The following is a 17,851-nucleotide window of genomic DNA, read 5'->3' on the forward strand; positions in this document are numbered from 1 at the left end:
ACGACGGCTCCGATGACTTGGACGGATCGTCTAGAGTTGGACACTATGACTCATCTGGTGGACGAGCGATCCGGCCGCACGTACCCCTTCGACGCCCTCCGCTGGCGCGCAGACGACGGCGCCCCCCTCCAGGTCGGCGGCGTGCCCGGGATCGGCAGGGACGACATCGACACCGCCGAGCGCTCCCTGTGGCGCTACCGCGCCGCCCTGCCCTTCGGTATCGAGGCGCCCGTCTCCCTCGGCGAGGGCCGCACCCCGCTGCTCGCCCGTCGCTGGGGCGGGAGCGACGTGTTCTTCAAGCCGGAGTGGTTCGGCCCCACCGGCAGCTTCAAGGACCGCGGCAGCACCGTGATGATCTCCGCGCTCGCCGGGCTCGGCGTCGCCGAGGTCATCGAGGACAGCTCCGGCAACGGCGGCGCCTCCGTCGCCGCCTACTGCGCCGCCGCCGGCATCCGCGCCCGCATCCTCGCCCCCGAGGGCACCTCCCCGGCGAAGGTGCTGCAGGCCCGCGCGTACGGCGCCGAGGTCGAGCTGGTGCCCGGCGGCCGGGACGCCACCGCCGCCGAGGCCGTACGCAGGGCCGCTGCCGTCCCGTACGCCGGGCACAACTGGCACCCGCTCTTCCTCCAGGGCACCAAGACCCTCGCCTACGAACTCTGGGAGGACCTCGGCTTCGCCGCCCCCGACTGCGTCGTCACCGTCGCCGGCGCCGGCAGCACCGTCCTCGGCCTCGACGCCGGCTTCGGCGAACTCCTCGCCGCCGGCCACATCGACCGCCGCCCCCGCATCCTCGCCGCCCAGCCCGCCAACTGCGCCCCGATCCACGCGAGCTTCGCCGCCGGCGCCGACGGGCCCGTACCCGCGGACTTCGCCCCGACGATCGCCGAGGGCACCGCCATCCGCGAGCCCGTCCGGCTGCCGGAGGTGCTGCGCGCCGTGCGCCGCTCCGGCGGGGACATGGCGGCGATCGGCGAGGACGGCATCCGCGCCGCCCTCGTCCGCCTCGCCGCCCTCGGCCTCTACGCCGAGCCGACCAGCGCCACCGCCGCCGCGGCCGTCGACGTCTTCCGCGCCCGCGGCGCCATCCGGCCGGGCGAGACGACGGCCGTGCTGCTCACCGGCACCGGGCTGAAGGCGGCGCCGGTGCTGGCCGACGTGTTCGGAGGCGGGGCGTGAGCACCGAGGACGAACTGCTGCTGCGCGAGGCCGAGAAGATCGTCACCGCTCTGGGCCGGATGTTCCCCGGCGTCTGCGAGGTCGTCCTGCACGACCTGCGCGACCCGCGGCACGCGGTCCGTACCATCGAGAACCCGCTCTCCGGCCGCAGCCCCGGCGACCCCGCCACCGAGCTGGGCCTCGCCCGCATCGAGGACCCGGACTACCCCGAGGTCATCCAGAACTACCCCAACCGCTTCCCCGACGGCCGGCCCGCGAAGAGCACGTCGATCGGCATCCGGAACTCCTCCGGCGCGTACGTCGCGGCCCTCTGCCTCAACCTCGACGTCTCCGTCCTCGACCGCACGGCCCGTACGCTCCAGGCGCTCACCGCCGTGGCGGACCCCGGGCTGCCGCTGACCGAGACCCTGCGGGCCCGTACGGCGGACGAACTGCGCGCGGCGGTGGAGGAGTTCGCGGCCGCCCGCGGCCAGACACCGCGCTCGCTCGGCTCCGCAGAACGCCGCGAGCTGGTCCGCGACCTGCGCGCCCGCGGGCTGCTGGAGGTCAGGAGCGCGGTCCGGCTGGTCACCGGGCTGCTGGGGGTGTCGCGGGCGACGGTCTACAACTACCTGCGCTGACGCCGGCCGGGACCGTGCCGCCGAACGGGGTGCCCCGGCCGCCCCCGTTCGGCCCCACTCTGGATGCGTACGGACAGCGGGCGTTCGAGTCTGACGGTGGAGGTGTGCCATGGCACCCAGTCGATTCCCCCGCCGCCTCGCGGTCCTGCTCCTCGCGCTGCTCACCGTGGTCGCGGCCGCAGGACCCGCCGAGACGCTGCCCCGCGGGCAGCGCCGCGCGGCGGCCCCGTTCCGCCACCCCGGGGTGCTGGTCAGCGGCCCCCAACTGCGCGCCGTACGCTCCCGGGTGAAGGACGGCGACAGACCCTTCCGCGCGTTCCGCGCGATGCGCCGCAGCCGCTACGGCCGGCTCTCCTACGTCCCGCACCCGGTGCCGGTCGTCGAGTGCCCGCCCGACACCAACCCCGGCGTCGGCTGCACGGACGAGCGCGAGGACGCCATCGCCGCGTACACCCACGCGCTGATCTGGGCCGTCACCCGCGACCGCGCGCACGCCGAGAAGGCCGTGCAGATCATGGACGCCTGGTCCGGCAGGCTCACCGACCACACCGAGGGCAACGCCCCGCTCCAGGCCGCCTGGGCCGGCTCCTCCTGGGCGCGGGCCGCCGAACTGGTCCGCGCCACCTACGACGGCTGGCCGCGTGCGGACGTACGCCGCTTCGAGCGGCTGCTGCGCGAGGTCTACCTCCCCGAGGTCACCGGCGCCGTCCCCGACTACAACGGCAACTGGGACCTGGCGATGACCGACGCCGCCACCGGCATCGCCGTCTTCCTCGGCGACCGCACCGCCTACGACGCGGCGCTGCGCCGCTTCCGCGCCCGCGTGCCCGCGTACTTCTACGTCCACGCCGACGGGCCCCGGCCCAAGCCGCCGCCCGGCGGCCAGATCGACACCGCCAAGGAGATCACCGCCTACTGGTTCGGCCAGCGCACCTACCCCGAGGGCCTGGCCCAGGAGGCGTGCCGCAACCTGATGCACGTCGGCTATGCCCTCGCCGCCACCGCACACATCGCCGAGACCGCCTGGCACCAGGGCACGGACCTCTACGCCGAGGTACAGCCGCGGATCACCGCCGCGCTGGAGCTGCACGCCCGCTACCAGCTCGGCGAGCGCCCGCCCGCGTCGCTGTGCGGCGGCCGGGTGGAGCGCACCATGGGCCCCGACCTGGAGGTGGCGTACCACCACTACCACGACCGGCTCGGCGTCGACCTGCCGCAGACCGCGAAGCTGCTCGCACGGCAGCGGCCCGCGGGCACGGACGACCTCTTCGTCGCCTGGGAGACCCTGACGCACGCGGCCAACCCCGGCTGACGCCCGGCCACCCGCCGGCCACCAGCCGTCCACCACGAACCGAGGAGCCGTCACATGCTCACGACCGCCGGCACCGCCGCCCAGCCGGACAGCCCGCCCCCGCACGCGGAGGCCGCCCACGGACCCGCGGTGACCGCGACCGCCGTGGTGCAGGACCGCGCCGGGCGCGTCCTCGTGCTGCTGCCCGCCGAGCCGGCCGCCGACGCCGAGCCCGTGCTGCCCGGCGTCGCCGTCTCCGGCCGGCAGACGCCGGAGGAGGCGCTGACCCGCGCGCTGCGTGACGCCCTCGGCGCCGACCTGCCGGCCGGGCGGCTCCTCGCGGTGGACTCCGTCCCCCCGGCCGGCGGCCGCGCCGGGCTCGTCCACCTCTACGCGGCCGCGCCGCCGCCCGCCGCCCTGACCGCCGCGCCCGGCGCCGCCGGTGACGGGGACCCCGCCGGGTTCACCACGAGCTGGCTGGACCGCGGCGCCGCCCTCGCCGCCCTGCCCGCACTCGCCGCCCGCCGGCTGCGCGCCGCGCTGGACGCCTGGGACACCGGGGCCGTCGCCCACCTCGTCGGCGGCGAACCGCAGCCCGGCTCGTGCGCCGCCGTCTCCGCCGGCCGCCGCGCAGAACTGGAGCACGCCGCCGCGCTGGACCCGTCCTCGTACCTCGCCGTGCGCCCGCACGTGCTCGTCGGCGCCGGCGCACTGGTGCGCGACAGCGCGGGCCGGCTGCTGCTGGTCCGCGCCGGCTACCGCGACGACGGCCGCTGGCAACTGCCGGGCGGCGGCGTGGACAGCGACCTCGGCGAGACCCCGCGCCCCGCGGCGCGGCGGGAGCTGCGCGAGGAGACCGGACTCGACCGGCCGCTGGGCCGGCTGCTCGCCGTCGACTTCGCCTCGCGCAGGCCCGCGCCCGCGCTCGTCGTGTACGTGTACGACGGCGGGGTGCTGGACGCCGCCGACCTGGCCGGCGTGCGGGTCGACGGCACCGAGATCGTGGACTGGCGGCTGGCGGCGCCCGACGAGTTCGACGACCTGCTGCCGCCGCGCGGCGCCGCCATCGCGCGGGCCGGCCTCGGTGCGCTGGAGGACGGCGGCGGGCCGCTCGACCTCGTCGCGGGCCGGCCGGCCTGAGCGGAGGGCCGGTCCGTACCGTAAGGACCGGGCGTACCGGCGGCGCATCTGCCCGTTCTCCCGCTGCCCTACGCGCTGGTAACGTCCGGTCATGAGCGGACACGTACGCATCGAGCGCACCGGCCCCGTCACCACCGTCGTCCTCGCCCGCCCCGGGGTCCGCAACGCCGTCGACGGCCCCACCGCCGCCGAACTCGCCGCCGCCTTCCGGGACTTCGACGCCGACCCCGGCGCCCGCGCCGCCGTGCTGTGGGGCGAGGGCGGCACGTTCTGCGCGGGCGCCGACCTCAAGGCCATCGGCACCCCCGCGGGCAACCGCGTCGCGCCCGACGGCGACGGGCCCATGGGCCCCACCCGGATGCGCCTGACCAAGCCCGTCATCGCCGCCGTCAGCGGGCACGCGGTCGCCGGCGGGCTGGAGCTGGCGCTCTGGTGCGACCTGCGGGTGGCGGAGGAGGACGCGGTGTTCGGCGTCTTCTGCCGCCGCTGGGGCGTGCCGCTGATCGACGGCGGCACCGTACGGCTGCCGCGGCTCATCGGCACCGGCCGCGCCCTCGACCTCATCCTCACCGGACGCCCCGTCCCGGCCTCCGAGGCGTACGAGATGGGGCTCGCCAACCGGCTCGTGCCGCCCGGCCAGGCGCGCGCCGCGGCCGAGGAACTGGCCGCGGAGATCGCCAGGTTCCCGCAGACCTGCCTGCGCGCCGACCGCGCCTCCGTGCTGGAGCAGCATGGCCTGCCGGAGGCGGAGGCCATGGCGGCGGAGCTGCGCCACGGCAGCGCCGCGCTCGGCGAGGCGGCGGCCGGGGCCGGGCGCTTCGCCGCGGGGGAGGGGCGGCACGGGGCGTTCTGAGCCGCGGGCCGCCGCTCAGCCGGGGACCGGGAGCATGAACGACCCGCGCGGCGAGCCCCAGTGGCCCCCGTCCGCGATGTGCGCCACCACGGCGCGCTCCAGCGTCGTACGCGCCGGGAGCGCCGCGACGTCCGCGGGCGTACGCACGACGCGCCGGAACACGAACTCGACGATCCCGCGGTCGGGCACCGCCAGCCCGTGCTCGTCCGGCTCGGGCACGCGCGCCGGCTCGTGGGGATCGAGGGTGAAGCGGCGCTGGAAGCGGATGATGTTGCTGTCGGCCGGCAGATACTGCCCGAGTCGCGGATCGAGCAGCCACGAGGCGCAGTTCAGCCGCAGCTCACCACCGCCTGCCGCACCCTCCGTGGCGCCGTAAAGGAACGCACCGAAGCGGCGCGGGAAGAACTCCGCGGCCCGCGCGTACGACTCCTCGCACGCCCGCGGGTCCAGCGGGCCGCCCTCCGGGATGTGCACCTCCAGGCCGCGGCCCGCCTCCGGATCGTGGTCGAGGTTGAACTGCAGCCGGCCGAGCCGGTAGAGGATGCCGCCGTACGGGAGCGTCATCCACCGCTGGTTGCCCATGCCGCCCTCGCCGTGCAGCCGGCGGTGGACGCCCACCTTGCTGCCCAGGTCGGCGAGCGTCGCCCGGGACACGTCATCCGGCACGTCGCGGCGCGCATGGTACGCCCGCACCTCCGGCACGGCGGCGAGGAACACCGCGGTGTGGAACCAGCGCCCCGCCGCGCCCAGCGCCGCAGGCAGCGCGGGACCGCTGCCGGGACCGCCCCGGTCGTCGCCGACCGACCCCATCGCGGCGGCCAGCGCGGCGACGGCGCGGTCCAGCAGCCACGCGTACGGCGACCCCGCGGCGGTCACCTCAGCCAGCGCGGCGGTCAGCTCGGCGTCCTCGCGCTCGGGGACGCCGACGGCGCGCAGCAGCGCGGTCAGCTCCGCGCCCCGCGGCACACCGGCGGGCGGTGGCGCGGGGTGGGCGGCGGCCAGGGCGTCGGTCCACGGGGCGTACGTGCCGTCGAGGCCGAGCTGGTCCCGTACGGCGGCGGCGTTCAGGTCGGTCACACCAGGATCATCTCAGCACACCGGCAGCCCCGGGACGGGGGCGTCGTTGGCACCGCCCTTGATGTAGACCACGCTGACCCAGACCCCGGCGTTGCCCGAGTCGTCGTCCGTCTTGCCCCACCACACGTTCGTCCACTCGCCGGACGTCTCGCGGTAGGACTTCTTCTCCTGGCAGAAGAAATAGTTGGTGCCGGCGTAGAGCGTGCCGACCGGGCTGTGCGCCGCGTCGTACGACGAGGCGGTGCGCCACACCTCGCAGTTGTACTTCCCGCCGCCGATGGGCGTGCACGACGGGTCGGGGGCCGAGCCGCCGCCGGTGCCGTCGCCCGACGTGCTCCCGCCGCCGGCGTCACTCCCGCCGCTGCTGCCGTCCCCGGTGCTGCCGCCGCCCGAGCCGGAACCGCCGCCGGAGCCGTCGCCCGCGCCGCCGTCGCCACCGCCTTCCGTACCGTCGGGGTCGCCGCCCGCGGCGCCCTCCTCCTCGGCGGGGGAGCCGTCGCCGTCCGCGGCCGGCCCGTCCTCCTCGTCCCCGCCCTGGTCGTCCTTGCCGTCCTTCTCGCCCTTCTCTTCCTTCTCGCCCTTGCCGTCCTGCTTCTTGCCCTCGTCGCCCGTCCCGGGCGACGGCGAAACGACCTCGGCGGCCGGCTCCTCCGTCTCCTCGCGCGCGGTCGGCTCGCCGTCGTCGCCCCCGGCGAGCGCGTACGTCACGCCGCCGCCGGTGAGCAGCACCGTGGCCGCCGCCGCGGCGACCGGCACCCACCGGCGTCCGCCGCGGCGCCGCTGCGGCGCCGTCTGCTCGGCGGTACGGGACTCCGTCCCCGGCGGGCCGAGCTGCGGCGGGCCGAACTGCCCCTGCGGGGCGGCGGGTCCGGTGGCCGCGAGCCCGGCCGGCGGTCCGTACGCGCCGGGCGGCGGCGCGGCCGGCACCCGGCCCAGCCGCACCGTGTCCGGCCCCTGCGCCGCCGGCGGCGCCGGCGGCGCCGCCGTCCCGGCGATCGGCTCCAGCAGGGCGCGCGCCCGGTCGACGTCGGCGCGCTCGCCCGGGTCCTTGGCCATCAGCGCCTGCAGCACGGGCGCGAGCGGGCCCGCCCGGCGCGGCTCCGGCAGCGGGTCCACGATGATCGCGGTGATCGTCGACCACGTCGACGTACGGCGGAACGGCGAGATGCCCTCCACCGCCGCGTACAGCGTGGCGCCCAGCGACCACAGGTCGGAGGGCGGCCCCGGCTGCTCGCCGCGCGCCCGTTCCGGCGCCAGGTAGTCGAGCGAGCCGACCAGCTCGCCGCTGCGCGTCAGATGCGTGCTGTTGCCGTCGGCCGGCTCCTCCATGGCGGCGATGCCGAAGTCGGTGAGCACGACCCGGCCGCCGCGCTCCAGCAGGATGTTGCCCGGCTTCACGTCCCGGTGCAGCACCCCCGCGCGGTGCGCGGCGCCGAGCGCGTCGACCACCTTCAGCCCGATCTGCGCCGCCTCGGCCGGCGTGACGCCGCCGCGCTCGCGCAGCACGTCGTCCAGCGACGGGCCGTCGACCAGCTCCATCACGATGACCGGTCGGCCGTCGTGCTCCGTCACGTCGTGCACGGCGACGACGCCCGGATGCCGCACCCGTGCGGCGGCGCGCGCCTCCCGCTCCGTACGCAGCCTCATCTCGGCGAGGTCGCGCGCGTCCGAATCGCTGAACGCCCGCAGCTCCTTCACCGCGACCTCGCGCCCCAGCCGCTCGTCGACGGCCCGCCACACGGTGCCCATGCCCCCGCGTCCGAGCTGCGTCACCACCCGGTAGCGCCCGGCGAGTATCCGCCCAGGCCCTTCCGCCCCGTTGTCCCCCAGTTGCATGTTCTGCCCCGTATCACGTGTCCAAGAAGTGGCAGCTTACGTCGCGTGGGGCGGGCGGGACGGGTGACTGGTCAGTAGTACATGAAGACTTCGACGTGATCGCGGTGGCGGAGGGGCCCGCCTGCGGTTGCTGCCGGCCCCTCGCCGGCCGCGAGCGGAGCGGGGGAGCCGGTCCGTAGCGGGGACGGGGCGTCGTGTGCGGCGAGGAACGCGGCGGTCGCCGCCGACCACGTGTAGCCCTCCGCGCGCAGCCGCGCCGCCCGGCGCCGTTCGCCCTCCGGGCGGGCGAGCCGCCGCTGCACCCCGTCCGCGTACGACCGGCCGGTGTCCTCCGCGGCCGCGCCCGCCGTGCCGATCAGGGCCGGCAGCGCGGAGCGGGCGCTGACCACCACCGGCGTGCCCGCGGCCAGCGCCTCCAGCGCGGACAGCCCGAAGGTCTCCGCGGGACCCGGGGCCAGCACCACGTCGGCGGTGGCCTGCGGCCGGGCCAGCTCCGAGGCGTCCGAGACCTGGCCCAGGAACGTCGCCGGCAGCCGCTCCGCGCGCGCCCGCCGCCGCAACCCCCGCAGCAGCGGCCCGTCGCCCGCGACCACCAGCCGCGCCGGCACGCCCCGGCCGCGCAGCACCGCGAGCGCGTCCAGGGCGCGGCCCGGCCGCTTCTCCGGGTGCAGCCGCGAGCACAGCACCAGCAGCACGGTGCCCGGCTCCGGCGCGTACCGCGCGCGCAGCCGCTCCACGCGGCGCCGGTCGGCGAGCACCCGGTAGCCGCCGGCGCCGGGCACGCGCGGCCCGGGCAGGGTGATGACGCGGCCCTGCTCCTCGCGGATGTCGGCGTACCGGGGTCCCGGGACGACGAGGACGGGCTCCTGGCCCGCGGCCCGGTAGCCGGTGCCGAGTTCGCGCAGGGCGGTGCGGAGGCCGCCGGAGACGCGGGTGACGAAGCTGGCAGAAGGTCTCGTACGGTCCTGTGTGCACGAAGACGTCGAGCGAGGCGAACAGCCGCGCCAGCTCGGCACCGGTGAGCCGGCCGGTGACGTGCGCGCCCGGCAGCGCGGCGCGCAGCGCGCCCTCGCTGGGTCCTTCGCCGGTGACGACGACCCGTATCCCGGGCTCCGCGCACACCTCGCGCAGCAGGGCGACGTGCTTCCCCGGCGCCAGCCGGCCCACGTAGCCGACGAGCAGGTCGCCGCCCGGGGCGAGTTCGCGGCGCAGCCTCTCGTCGCGGTGCCCGGGTTGGAAGCGCCGCGCGTCGACGCCGCGGGCCCAGAGGCGTACCCGCGGGACGCCGTGCGCGGCGAGGTCCGCGGCCGCGGTGAGGGACGGGGCGAGGGTACGGTCCGCCCGGCGGTGCACGGCGCGCAGCCGGCGCCAGGTCAGCGCGGTGCCGCGCCGAGATAGGTGCGGGCGTACGTGGCCAGGTCGGTCTGGTACACGGCGACGGTGGGGAGGCCGAGCCGGGCGGCGGACATGCCCCGGGCGCCGAGGACGAAGGGGGCGGCGAGACGGACGCCCTTGTTTGCGTTCTGGTGCAATCCCCCGGCCCGGGGCCGCCGAGCCGGGCGATCCTGCCGTGACCGACCGGAACACAGGGGGACAGCAGATGAACTCGTGGCAGTACCGCACACTTCTGGGCGCCGCCGCGCTGGCGGCGCCCTTCGTCCTGGCGTCGCCGGCGCCCGCCTCGGGGCCCGCGGACGCCGCGGAGACGGGCACGGTGGCGGCCGCCGAGGCGGTGCCGAACGACGACCCGTCGTTCCTCCAGGTCTACGACGCCAACGTGGAGAACCTGCCGACCACGACGGAGTCCTGCCCCGGCGACTGGCACGACCTCATGTACTACATGCGGCTCCAGGAGTACCGGCCGGACATCTACCTCGTGCAGCAGATCAGCAACCGCGAGCAGCTCGACCTGCTGCTGACGCGGATGAAGGAGCACTTCGGCGAGAGCTACGCCGGCGTCCTCGCGGAGGACGCCCCCAAGTCGCTCGACAACGGCTGCGCCGGGAAGAAGCAGCAGACCAACGGCATCATCTGGCGCACCGACCGGCTCTCGCTGAAGACGTCCGCCTCCCCGGACAACCGGTGGCAGGCGCAGCGCGAGACCCCTCTCGGCTCGACGAACTGCGAGAACAACGACCAGCCGCGGACCAAGGGCGTCAAGGCCCTGCTCCTCGACAAGCGCTCCGGCAAGACCGTCACCGCCGCCTCCTTCCACTGGCCGCAGCAGTCGTACGGCGGCACCTACTGCAACGTCTCCAACGCCGCGGAGCTGAGCAACGAGCTGACCGAGGACGGCTACGGCGTCGCCGACCTCTTCGTCGCCGGCGGCGACGCCAACCACTCCGCCAGCACCACCAACGGCCAGGACAACTGGACCACCTGGTACAAGGCCACCAACGGCGACATCGGCGGCGCCCACCGCTTCCGCGACGCCGTCTACGCCGGCTGCGCCGACGCGGGCGGCTCCATCCCCGACTGCCTGGCCGACAAGTGGACGCTGCACACGACGACGCCGCGCCGCATCGACTTCCTCCTCGCCCGCAACCCGAGCGGCGCCCCGCCGCGCACGAGCCACCCGGTCGTGCCGACCTTCGACGAGGGCGACGCGGCCGACCTGGAGCTGACCGGCAGCGACGACCAGGACATGGACTACTCCGACCACCGGGCAGTAGGGGCACACATCCACTACTGACCGCGAACCGCCCCGGGCAGGGGGACGCGCGCCGGCGCTGCTGCGGGCCGGCGCGGGTGGCCGGGGCTCGCCGGAGCCGGGATCTCCCGGGTCCGGTACGGGGCCGGGGTCGGCGGTCGCGCGGACCGCTGCCCCTGGTCCCGCCCACCGGCCGGCTCCGAAAGGCCCGGCCCCGCGCCACCGCCCGGCGCGGGGCGGGCGCCGCTCTCAGCGCAGCATCTCCAGGACCGACGCCACCGTGTCCGCCTCCGCCGCCGTCTTGTCGTCCCGGTACCGCACCACCCGCGCGAACCGCAGCGTCACCCCCTCCGGATAGCGCGGCGAGCGCTGCACCCCGTCGAACGCGACCTCCACCACCAGCTCGGGCAGCACCACCACCCCCCAGTCCTTCTGCGCCACCGCCAGCTCCTGCAGCCGCTCCGTCTGCCACGCCAGCAGCGCGTCCGTCATCCCCTTGAAGGTCTTGCCGAGCATCGCGAACGAGCCGTCCTCGCGCCGCGCGCCGAGGTGCAGGTTCGACAGCGTGCCCGTACGCCGCCCGTGGCCCCACTCCGCCCCCAGCACCACCAGGTCCAGCGTGTGCACCGGCTTCACCTTCAGCCAGGCCGCGCCGCGGCGGCCCGCGCTGTACTCCGAGTCCAGCGCCTTGACGACGACGCCCTCGTGGCCCCGCGCCAGCGTCGCCGCGGCGAACTCCCGCGCCGCCGCCCGCTGCGCCGCGTCCTCGGGGTCGGCGACCTCGACCCGGCGCACCCGGCGCGGCTCCGGCGTGATCCGGGCCAGCTCGGCGTGGCGCTCGCGCATCGGCGTGGTCAGCAGGTCGCGGCCGTCGACGGCGAGGAGGTCGAAGAAGACCGGGTACACCGGCAGCGTCTGCTGCGCCCCCGCCACGTCCACCCGGGAGCCGACGCGGCCGGCGACCTCCTGGAACGGCCGCGGGTCCCCGCCGGCCCCGAGGGCGATCACCTCGCCGTCGAGCACGGCGTCCGCCGCGGTCAGCTCGTGGGCGGCGGCGACGACCTCGGGGAGCCGGGCGGTGATCTCGTCGAGCGTGCGGGTGTAGATCCGTACGTCGTCGCCGTCCCGGTGCACCTGCACCCGGATGCCGTCGAGCTTCTCCTCGACGGCGCACGGCCCGAGCCGGTCGACCGCCTCGTCCACGTCCTTTGCGGACTGTGCGAGCATCGGCTGCACGGGACTGCCGACCGACAGCTTGAAGTCCGCCAGCGCCTCCGGGCCGCGGGCGAGCACCGCCTCGGCGACCGTGCCCACGGAACCGGCGAGCATCACCGCGCGCCGCACCCGCGCCGGGTCGGCGTCCACCGTGGCCGCCAGGCCCTCGACCGCGAGCGCGTCCAGCGCGCCCTGCCGCAGCTCGCCGCCGATCAGCCCGGCGAGGAAGCGCTGCTCCTCCGTCGTGGCGGCGCCCAGCAGCTCGTGCACCAGCCGGCGCCGCTCGGCCTGGGCGCCCTTGCCGGAGACGGCGGCGATGACGTCGAACGCGTCGTGCACCTCGCGCACGGTCAGCCGCGGCTGCCGGGCGGCGGTGGGCGCGTCCTTGAGCGCGCTCCAGCCCACGCCGGTCCTGCGCTGCGGCAGCCGCCCTGCCAGATACGTGACCACGAGGGGCACGTCGGCGGGCTCGGCCTCGCGGAACAGCGCGGCGAGCAGCGCGGTCTTCTCCGAGCGGGCCCGGGTGGCGGCGATCTCCCGCGAGGTACGGGCGAGGTCGGCGAACAGCATGTCCCCATCGTCACCCACCCCGCTGACATCCGCCCCGCGACGGACGCCGGGGGACGGACAGCGGCGCGGGCTGTGCGTCGGTGGGGGAAGCCGGGCCCGGATCAGCCGCCGCCCATGAACCGGCCCAGCGGCGCCACCAGCTCGTCCTCCTCGTACGACAGGTGCGACAGCAGCGCCTCCGCGAGCAGGTCGACCGCGCCGCGCAGCTCCGCCGCCCCCTCCGGGCCCGCGACGAAGGCGACCAGCGCACGGTCGACGCGCTCCAGGACGTCGTGGATGACGAGGTGCTCCTCCGACAGCCGGTCGAGCACGGGCGCGAGCCGCGGGTCGAACCGGCGCAGCTCCGGGAACAACTGCCGGTCTTCGGTGGTGTGGTGGAGGGTGACGAACCGGCAGTATGCGGCGCAGTGGGCGCCGAGGGACCAGTTGTTCTGCCGCAGGGTCATCGCCGCGATGTGCGAGCGGGCGGCGGAGGCGGTGAGGGCGCCTTCGGCCACCTGGACGACCAGCTCGCGCAGCCGCGCCAGCTCCTCGCGCAGGTGGTCGTGGACCTCGACGAGGTGGTGGCCGGCGGAGACGTCCTCGCCGGGGCGGGGCGTGCGCGCCTCGGGCACGGTGGGACGGGTGCTCTCGTTCCAGAGCACTGCTCTCGAAGTGGACCGGTGCTCTCGTTCCTCCGTACGGTACGGACCGCCGCCGCCCCGCTGTGCCGGCACCCGGGCCGCCGCCCGCTCGTCGGACACGGGCTCAGGCCCCGCTGCCACGCGACTCGGCCACGAGTTCGCGTACCGCCGGCGCGACCTCGCCGAGGAAGCGCTCGATCTCCCGCGGCTCGCCGGTCATGAGCAGGAACGTGCCCGTGCCGTACGTCAGCGCGAACTCCGCGAGCTGGTCGGCCGGGTGCTCCTCCCCGAGGTTGAGCAGCCGCCGCACGTCCAGGGGCGTCCGCCCCGCCGCCACCGCCGCCTCGTCGATCACGGCGTTGCCGTCGGCGAGCGCGGCGGGCGAGTCGAAGTACGGCAGCGACGGCAGCCAGCCGTCCGCCGCGCGGCCCACGAGGCGCAGCATCCGCGGCTTGTACGCGCCGAGCCAGATCTGCATGTCGTGCGCCGGCCGGGGCCCGCGCTTGGCGCCCTGCACCTGGTAGTGCTGCCCGTCGAAGCGGATCCCGCCGCGGGTGTCGGTGTCCCAGGTGTCGCGGATGATCCGGATCCCCTCGTCCAGCGCCTCGACGGCCTCGCCCGGTGAGCGCCGCGGCCCGCCGAGCGCCGCGATGGCGTCCCAGAACCCGCCGGCGCCGAGCGCCAGCTCGAACCGGCCGCCGCTGAGCAGGTCCAGGCTCGCGGCGCTGCGCGCCAGCAAGGCCGGCGGGCGCAGGGGGAGGGGGTGCACGTTGCCGGACAGGGTGGCCGAGTCCGTGCGGGCGGCGACGTAGGAGAGCAGCGTCCAGGTGTCGAGGAACGCCGGCTGGTACGGGTGGTCCTGGAAGGTGATCAGGTCGGCACCCGCGCGCTCGGAGAGCTGCGCGAGCGCGACAGTCGCCTCCGGGTCCCGGCTGGAGGGGATGAGGTTGATGCCGAAGCGGAGATCGTGGCCGTAGTCGGGCATGGCGCTTCCTCAGCGGAGGGAATTTGGTTCGTGCTGCGAACCAGATTATTTCGCACCACGAACTAGTGTCAAACTGGGCGTGTCCCCGGGAGGTGACATGACGACCGAACAGATGGGACGGACGGCGGAGCCGGCGGCGCAGTCCGTCGACGCCGGCGCGGCCGCGCTGGCGAGCGCGCTGGTACGGCTGACGCACACGCTGCAGCACGTCCTCGCCGAGGCCGGGCGCGGCCACGGCCTCACCCCGCAGCAGGTCCAGTTGCTGTGCGCGCTCAGCAGCGGTCCGGTGGGGATGAGCGAGCTGAGCCGCTGGCTGCGGCTGGGCAAGTCGGGGCTGACCGGCCTGGTGGACCGGGTCGAGCGGCGGGGCCTGGTGGCCCGTACCCCGGATGCCGACGACGGCCGCGCCTGCCGGATCGCGCTGACCGCGGCGGGGGAGCAACTGGCGGGCCGCGCCCACGCCGAGGTGACGACCCGGGTCGCGGCGATGGCCGCGGGGCTGGCCGCAGGCGAGCGCGCCGCGCTGACGGACGCGGTGACCCGTCTCCTCGACGCCGCCCCGTGCCAGTCCCCGTCACCGGAGGCGTGGCCGGAGCAGGCGTGAGCCCGGCCCCGTACGAGCGCGGCACGAGGTCCGTACGCGCTCCGTAGGGGAACGGCGAGGTCCCCGGCGACCCGCCCGCGCGGCCGCGGCGGCACCCTCGTCAGGCGGTGCGGCGGCTGCTACGTTCCTCCGCCATGACGCTGCGGGGAACTCTGAGGCACAAGACCGCCGCCTGCCTGGGCGTGGCGGCACTCGCCGCCGGACCGGTCTACGCCGCCGATACCGCTGCCGGCGCGGATACCGGCACCGACCGCGAACCGGTCGCCCGGCACCTGCCCGGCTGGGAGCTGAAGGACACCGGCAGCAAGGCGCGGCTGCGCGGGCTGTCGGCGGTCAGCCGCGACACCGCGTGGGCGTCCGGCTCCGGCGGCACGGTGCTGCGTACGGCGGACGGCGGGCGGAGCTGGCAGGACGTGTCGCCGCCGGGCACCGAGGCGCTGGAGTTCCGCGACATCGAGGCGCTGGGCCGGCGCAGTGCGATCGCCCTGTCCATCGGGCCGGGCGAGGACTCCCGCATCTACCGCACCGACGATGCCGGTGCGACCTGGACCGAGACGTTCCGCAACGACCACCCCGGCGCCTTCTACGACTGCGTCACGTTCTTCGCCGGCGGCCGCGACGGGCTCGCGCTCAGCGACCCGGTAGACGGCCGGTTCCGCATCCTGTCGACGTCCGACGGCGGCAGGTCCTGGAAGGTGCTCCCCGACGACGGCATGCCGCCGGCACAGCCGGGCGACGCGGCGTTCGCGGCCAGCGGGCAGTGCCTGGTGAGCGCGGGCCGCTCGGACGCCTGGTTCGCCACCGGCGGTGGCGCGACGGCGCGCGTCCTGCACTCCGCCGACCGCGGCCGTACGTGGACGGAGGCCGAGTCCGGCATCCCGGCCGGCGACCCGGCGCGCGGCGTCTTCGCTCTCGCCTTCCGCGACGCCCGCCACGGCCTCGCGGTCGGCGGCGACTTCCAGCCCGGCAACCCGTCGCCGGACGCGGCGGCCCGTACCGGCGACGGCGGCGCGAGCTGGACGGACGCCCGCAAGCCGCCGCCCGAGTACCGCTCGGGCGTGACCTGGTTGCCGCACAGCCGCAGCGCCGCCCTGGCCGTGGGCCCGACGGGCTCGGACGTCACCTTCGACGCCGGGCGCACGTGGCACGGCTTCGACTCCGGTTCGTACGACACCGTGGACTGCTCTGAGGACCTGGGCTGCTGGGCGGCGGGAGAGCAGGGCAGGGTGGCGCGCCTGGAGTAGCTGGCGGGACACTTCGGGACCTAAGACCGTGGTCGTCGCGCGGGTCCCGTCCCTACGGTTGAGCCGTCCCCCGCACGGTGCAGAACCGCTGGAGCCCGCCCGCGTGACCACCCGCACAGCAGCGCTGATACGCCGCCTCGACCTCGACCCCGGGGTGCTGCGGGTGCTGTCGGTGACGTTCCTGTGGGTGGCGCTGACGTGCACTGCGCTGCTGATCCCGATCAGCCTCACGCTGCTCCCGGGCTACGAGGCGTGGAAGTTCACCACCCGCGACATCGCCCCGGCCCTCGGCCTCGCCGCCGGCTTCACCCTCGCCGCGGCGCTCCTCGCCGGCTCCTGTACGTCCCTGAAAGCAGCCGCTGCCCGCCTCGTCACGTCCCTGGGCCTGCGCCCCGGCACCCGCCGCACGGCGACGGTCAGCCTGGCCGCAGGACTCGGCGCGGGCGCCCTGTGCCTGGCGGCCGCCGAACTCCTCGTCCGCATCCCCGCCCTGTCCGCCACCCCCGCGTCGGAAGACCCCCGCAACGCCGCCGTGGCCGGCACCTCCACCACCGTCCACCTGCTCGACGGCGCCCTCTCAGCCCCCGTCCACGAGGAGCTCCTCTTCCGTGCGCCCCTCCTGCTCCTCCTGACCTTCCTCGCCACCCCGGGAGCCCGCGAGACGATCCCGACCCCCTTCCTCCGCCGCACCACCTTCACCGCCGCCGCGGCCCTCTCCGCCCTCGTCTTCACCGCGGGCCACGAACTGGGCGGCCCCGTCAACCTGATCTTCGCCGCCTTCCTGGCAGCGGTCACCACGGCCCTGCTCCTGTGGCGCCGCTCACTCGTCCCCTGCATCGTCGCCCACACCGTCCACAACACCGCGATCACGGCCCTCTGGCTCTTCTGACCCCCGGGACAATCGGCTTTGCGGGACCCCGGGGTGGATGCGGTATGGTTCTCGTGCGCGATCGGCCGGGGCGAAACCCCAGGTCGTCCGGGCACCGGGACGTGGCGCAGTTTGGTAGCGCACTTGACTGGGGGTCAAGGGGTCGTGGGTTCAAATCCCGCCGTCCCGACGGTGCTGAAGAGGCCCTTTGGATGGGAGAAATCCCAGATCAGAGGGCCTTTTGCGATGCGCTGACACGCCGTCAGTCTGACGTCGTGACAGGCTCGCGGGGACCGCTTGGGGACCACGAATCGGGAAAAACCCCTGGGCAGAGCGTTTTCTTGGGAATCAAGATCACGTCCCTTATCGTGGCGGATTGTGCGATTCCTGCAAGGCCCGGAGTGCGACCGCGAGCACCTTCGAGGGTGGCGCCGCACCCGGCAGATGGGCATTGAGCGACTGCCCCGCCCGCGTCAGGGCCTGGAGACCGGGATGCAGGTAGTGCTGGGTGGTTACGGTAACAACCGCCCGTGAACTAACGACTCAGACCACTAGCGGTGACGCGGCGGTTCGACCTGACCGACGCTCAGTGTGCGATCCTGCAGCAGGCGTTACCCGCTGCGCGGCCGGCACGCCGTGGAGTGCGGCATCAAACGCCTCATACGCCACCGCGCGGTAGCCACTCGATTCGACAAAGTCGCCGTCCGCTACCTGGCCACCCTCCACATCACCGCCATCAACGAATGGCCCCAGCTACTTCGAAACACGCCCAGAGGTGTGCTCCCCGCGCCCGCGGGGTGGTCCCTGCGGTACCGGCGGCTCCGGTTCAGCCAGATAGCGGCACCCGGCGGCGTTGAGCGCGTCTAGCTGCCGCTCCAGCTTCTGCCCGCCGGTCGACACCCGGGCGTACCCGATTTTGATCCCGGCGCGTACGAGCGGCTCCGCGACGAGCACGTCCGCGTCGTCTGCCGGCTCCCGAGTGGTCCTCCTTGAAGCTTCGGAGCGGTCCGGGCGACCCGTCGGGAGGGATCTTCAGAAGCGAAGGTTTCTTGAAGGAGGGTGTGCGGCCAGTGGCAGTTTGACGCCGCTTTTAGATAAC

General features: G+C 75.5%; 16 protein-coding genes, 1 tRNA gene and 1 pseudogene. 10 read left to right on the forward strand and 8 right to left on the reverse strand.

Going from position 1 to position 17,851, the window contains the following annotated elements:
* The first annotated feature begins 57 nt into the window (after positions 1–57).
* From OG946_RS34515 to OG946_RS34535, 5 genes are all read left to right on the forward strand, one after another.
* Positions 58–1,176 carry a threonine synthase gene (locus OG946_RS34515; RefSeq protein ID WP_326799866.1) on the forward strand — a complete coding sequence of 373 codons (1,119 nt, stop codon included), beginning with the start codon at positions 58–60 and terminating at the stop codon, positions 1,174–1,176.
* Positions 1,173–1,796, forward strand: coding sequence for a helix-turn-helix transcriptional regulator (locus OG946_RS34520; RefSeq protein ID WP_326799867.1), 624 nt, complete (start codon positions 1,173–1,175; stop codon positions 1,794–1,796). Before OG946_RS34515 ends, OG946_RS34520 begins: the two co-directional genes overlap by 4 nt.
* Positions 1,797–1,905: 109 nt before the next feature.
* A complete protein-coding gene (locus OG946_RS34525) occupies positions 1,906–3,108 on the forward strand; it encodes an alginate lyase family protein (RefSeq protein ID WP_326799868.1) in 1,203 nt (400 codons plus the stop codon).
* Between the two features lie 54 nt (positions 3,109–3,162).
* Positions 3,163–4,227: an NUDIX hydrolase gene (locus OG946_RS34530; RefSeq protein ID WP_326799869.1), complete on the forward strand. Its 1,065-nt coding sequence runs from the start codon at positions 3,163–3,165 to the stop codon at positions 4,225–4,227.
* 91 nt (positions 4,228–4,318) lie between these two features.
* Positions 4,319–5,080: a crotonase/enoyl-CoA hydratase family protein gene (locus OG946_RS34535; protein ID WP_326799870.1), complete on the forward strand. Its 762-nt coding sequence runs from the start codon at positions 4,319–4,321 to the stop codon at positions 5,078–5,080.
* A gap of 15 nt (positions 5,081–5,095) precedes the next feature.
* Here the strand turns inward: OG946_RS34535 and OG946_RS34540 are convergent, their stop codons facing one another.
* From OG946_RS34540 to OG946_RS34555, 4 genes and pseudogenes are all read right to left on the reverse strand, one after another.
* Positions 5,096–6,157: an acyltransferase domain-containing protein gene (locus tag OG946_RS34540; RefSeq protein WP_326799871.1), complete on the reverse strand. Its 1,062-nt coding sequence runs from the start codon at positions 6,155–6,157 to the stop codon at positions 5,096–5,098.
* Positions 6,158–6,169: 12 nt separating this feature from the next.
* Positions 6,170–7,993 (reverse strand): serine/threonine-protein kinase, encoded by a 1,824-nt coding sequence (locus OG946_RS34545; RefSeq protein WP_326799872.1) that lies wholly within the window; start codon positions 7,991–7,993, stop codon positions 6,170–6,172.
* Positions 7,994–8,064: 71 nt separating this feature from the next.
* Positions 8,065–8,898 (reverse strand): glycosyltransferase family 4 protein, encoded by an 834-nt coding sequence (locus OG946_RS34550; RefSeq protein ID WP_326800464.1) that lies wholly within the window; start codon positions 8,896–8,898, stop codon positions 8,065–8,067.
* A 37-nt stretch (positions 8,899–8,935) separates the two neighbouring features.
* Positions 8,936–9,552 (reverse strand): annotated as a pseudogene (locus tag OG946_RS34555) (glycosyltransferase); the annotation flags it as partial.
* A gap of 41 nt (positions 9,553–9,593) precedes the next feature.
* On the opposite strand from OG946_RS34555, the gene OG946_RS34560 reads away from it, so the two are divergent.
* Positions 9,594–10,685 (forward strand): hypothetical protein, encoded by a 1,092-nt coding sequence (locus tag OG946_RS34560; RefSeq protein ID WP_326799873.1) that lies wholly within the window; start codon positions 9,594–9,596, stop codon positions 10,683–10,685.
* A 207-nt stretch (positions 10,686–10,892) separates the two neighbouring features.
* On the opposite strand, the gene OG946_RS34565 is transcribed toward OG946_RS34560, so the two are convergent.
* The 3 genes from OG946_RS34565 to OG946_RS34575 form a co-directional block, all read right to left on the reverse strand.
* Positions 10,893–12,428 carry an ATP-dependent DNA ligase gene (locus OG946_RS34565; protein ID WP_326799874.1) on the reverse strand — a complete coding sequence of 512 codons (1,536 nt, stop codon included), beginning with the start codon at positions 12,426–12,428 and terminating at the stop codon, positions 10,893–10,895.
* 101 nt (positions 12,429–12,529) lie between these two features.
* Positions 12,530–13,072, reverse strand: coding sequence for a hemerythrin domain-containing protein (locus OG946_RS34570; RefSeq protein ID WP_326799875.1), 543 nt, complete (start codon positions 13,070–13,072; stop codon positions 12,530–12,532).
* Positions 13,073–13,175: 103 nt separating this feature from the next.
* Positions 13,176–14,036 (reverse strand): LLM class flavin-dependent oxidoreductase, encoded by an 861-nt coding sequence (locus OG946_RS34575; RefSeq protein ID WP_326799876.1) that lies wholly within the window; start codon positions 14,034–14,036, stop codon positions 13,176–13,178.
* Between the two features lie 97 nt (positions 14,037–14,133).
* Here OG946_RS34575 and OG946_RS34580 point away from each other — a divergent pair, with 97 nt between their 5' ends.
* The 4 genes from OG946_RS34580 (at position 14,134) to OG946_RS34595 (ending at position 16,942) form a co-directional block, all read left to right on the forward strand.
* Positions 14,134–14,640: a MarR family winged helix-turn-helix transcriptional regulator gene (locus tag OG946_RS34580; protein WP_326799877.1), complete on the forward strand. Its 507-nt coding sequence runs from the start codon at positions 14,134–14,136 to the stop codon at positions 14,638–14,640.
* Positions 14,641–14,774: 134 nt separating this feature from the next.
* Positions 14,775–15,884, forward strand: coding sequence for a WD40/YVTN/BNR-like repeat-containing protein (locus tag OG946_RS34585; protein ID WP_326799878.1), 1,110 nt, complete (start codon positions 14,775–14,777; stop codon positions 15,882–15,884).
* Between the two features lie 103 nt (positions 15,885–15,987).
* A complete protein-coding gene (locus OG946_RS34590) occupies positions 15,988–16,773 on the forward strand; it encodes a CPBP family intramembrane glutamic endopeptidase (protein ID WP_326799879.1) in 786 nt (261 codons plus the stop codon).
* Between the two features lie 95 nt (positions 16,774–16,868).
* Positions 16,869–16,942, forward strand: a tRNA-Pro gene (locus tag OG946_RS34595).
* A 563-nt stretch (positions 16,943–17,505) separates the two neighbouring features.
* Here OG946_RS34595 and OG946_RS36280 read toward each other — a convergent pair.
* The gene (locus OG946_RS36280; RefSeq protein ID WP_442814572.1) at positions 17,506–17,706 is read right to left on the reverse strand and encodes a recombinase family protein; all 201 of its coding nucleotides are present in this window, start codon (positions 17,704–17,706) and stop codon (positions 17,506–17,508) included.
* Between the last annotated feature and the right edge of the window lie 145 nt (positions 17,707–17,851).

This window comes from Streptomyces sp. NBC_01808 (assembly GCF_035917395.1).
In the GTDB taxonomy this organism is placed as follows: domain Bacteria; phylum Actinomycetota; class Actinomycetes; order Streptomycetales; family Streptomycetaceae; genus Streptomyces.

What these genes read in the sequence shown, in the direction of transcription:
- OG946_RS34525 (WP_326799868.1), top strand. Translation starts at nt 1,906, where the DNA reads ATGGCACCCAGTCGATTCCCCCGCCGCCTCGCGGTCCTGCTCCTCGCG.
- OG946_RS34530 (WP_326799869.1), top strand. Translation starts at nt 3,163, where the DNA reads ATGCTCACGACCGCCGGCACCGCCGCCCAGCCGGACAGCCCGCCCCCG.
- OG946_RS34535 (WP_326799870.1), top strand. Translation starts at nt 4,319, where the DNA reads ATGAGCGGACACGTACGCATCGAGCGCACCGGCCCCGTCACCACCGTC.
- OG946_RS34545 (WP_326799872.1), bottom strand. Translation starts at nt 7,993, where the DNA reads ATGCAACTGGGGGACAACGGGGCGGAAGGGCCTGGGCGGATACTCGCC.
- OG946_RS34560 (WP_326799873.1), top strand. Translation starts at nt 9,594, where the DNA reads ATGAACTCGTGGCAGTACCGCACACTTCTGGGCGCCGCCGCGCTGGCG.
- OG946_RS34565 (WP_326799874.1), bottom strand. Translation starts at nt 12,428, where the DNA reads ATGCTGTTCGCCGACCTCGCCCGTACCTCGCGGGAGATCGCCGCCACC.
- OG946_RS34575 (WP_326799876.1), bottom strand. Translation starts at nt 14,036, where the DNA reads ATGCCCGACTACGGCCACGATCTCCGCTTCGGCATCAACCTCATCCCC.
- OG946_RS34580 (WP_326799877.1), top strand. Translation starts at nt 14,134, where the DNA reads ATGACGACCGAACAGATGGGACGGACGGCGGAGCCGGCGGCGCAGTCC.
- OG946_RS34585 (WP_326799878.1), top strand. Translation starts at nt 14,775, where the DNA reads ATGACGCTGCGGGGAACTCTGAGGCACAAGACCGCCGCCTGCCTGGGC.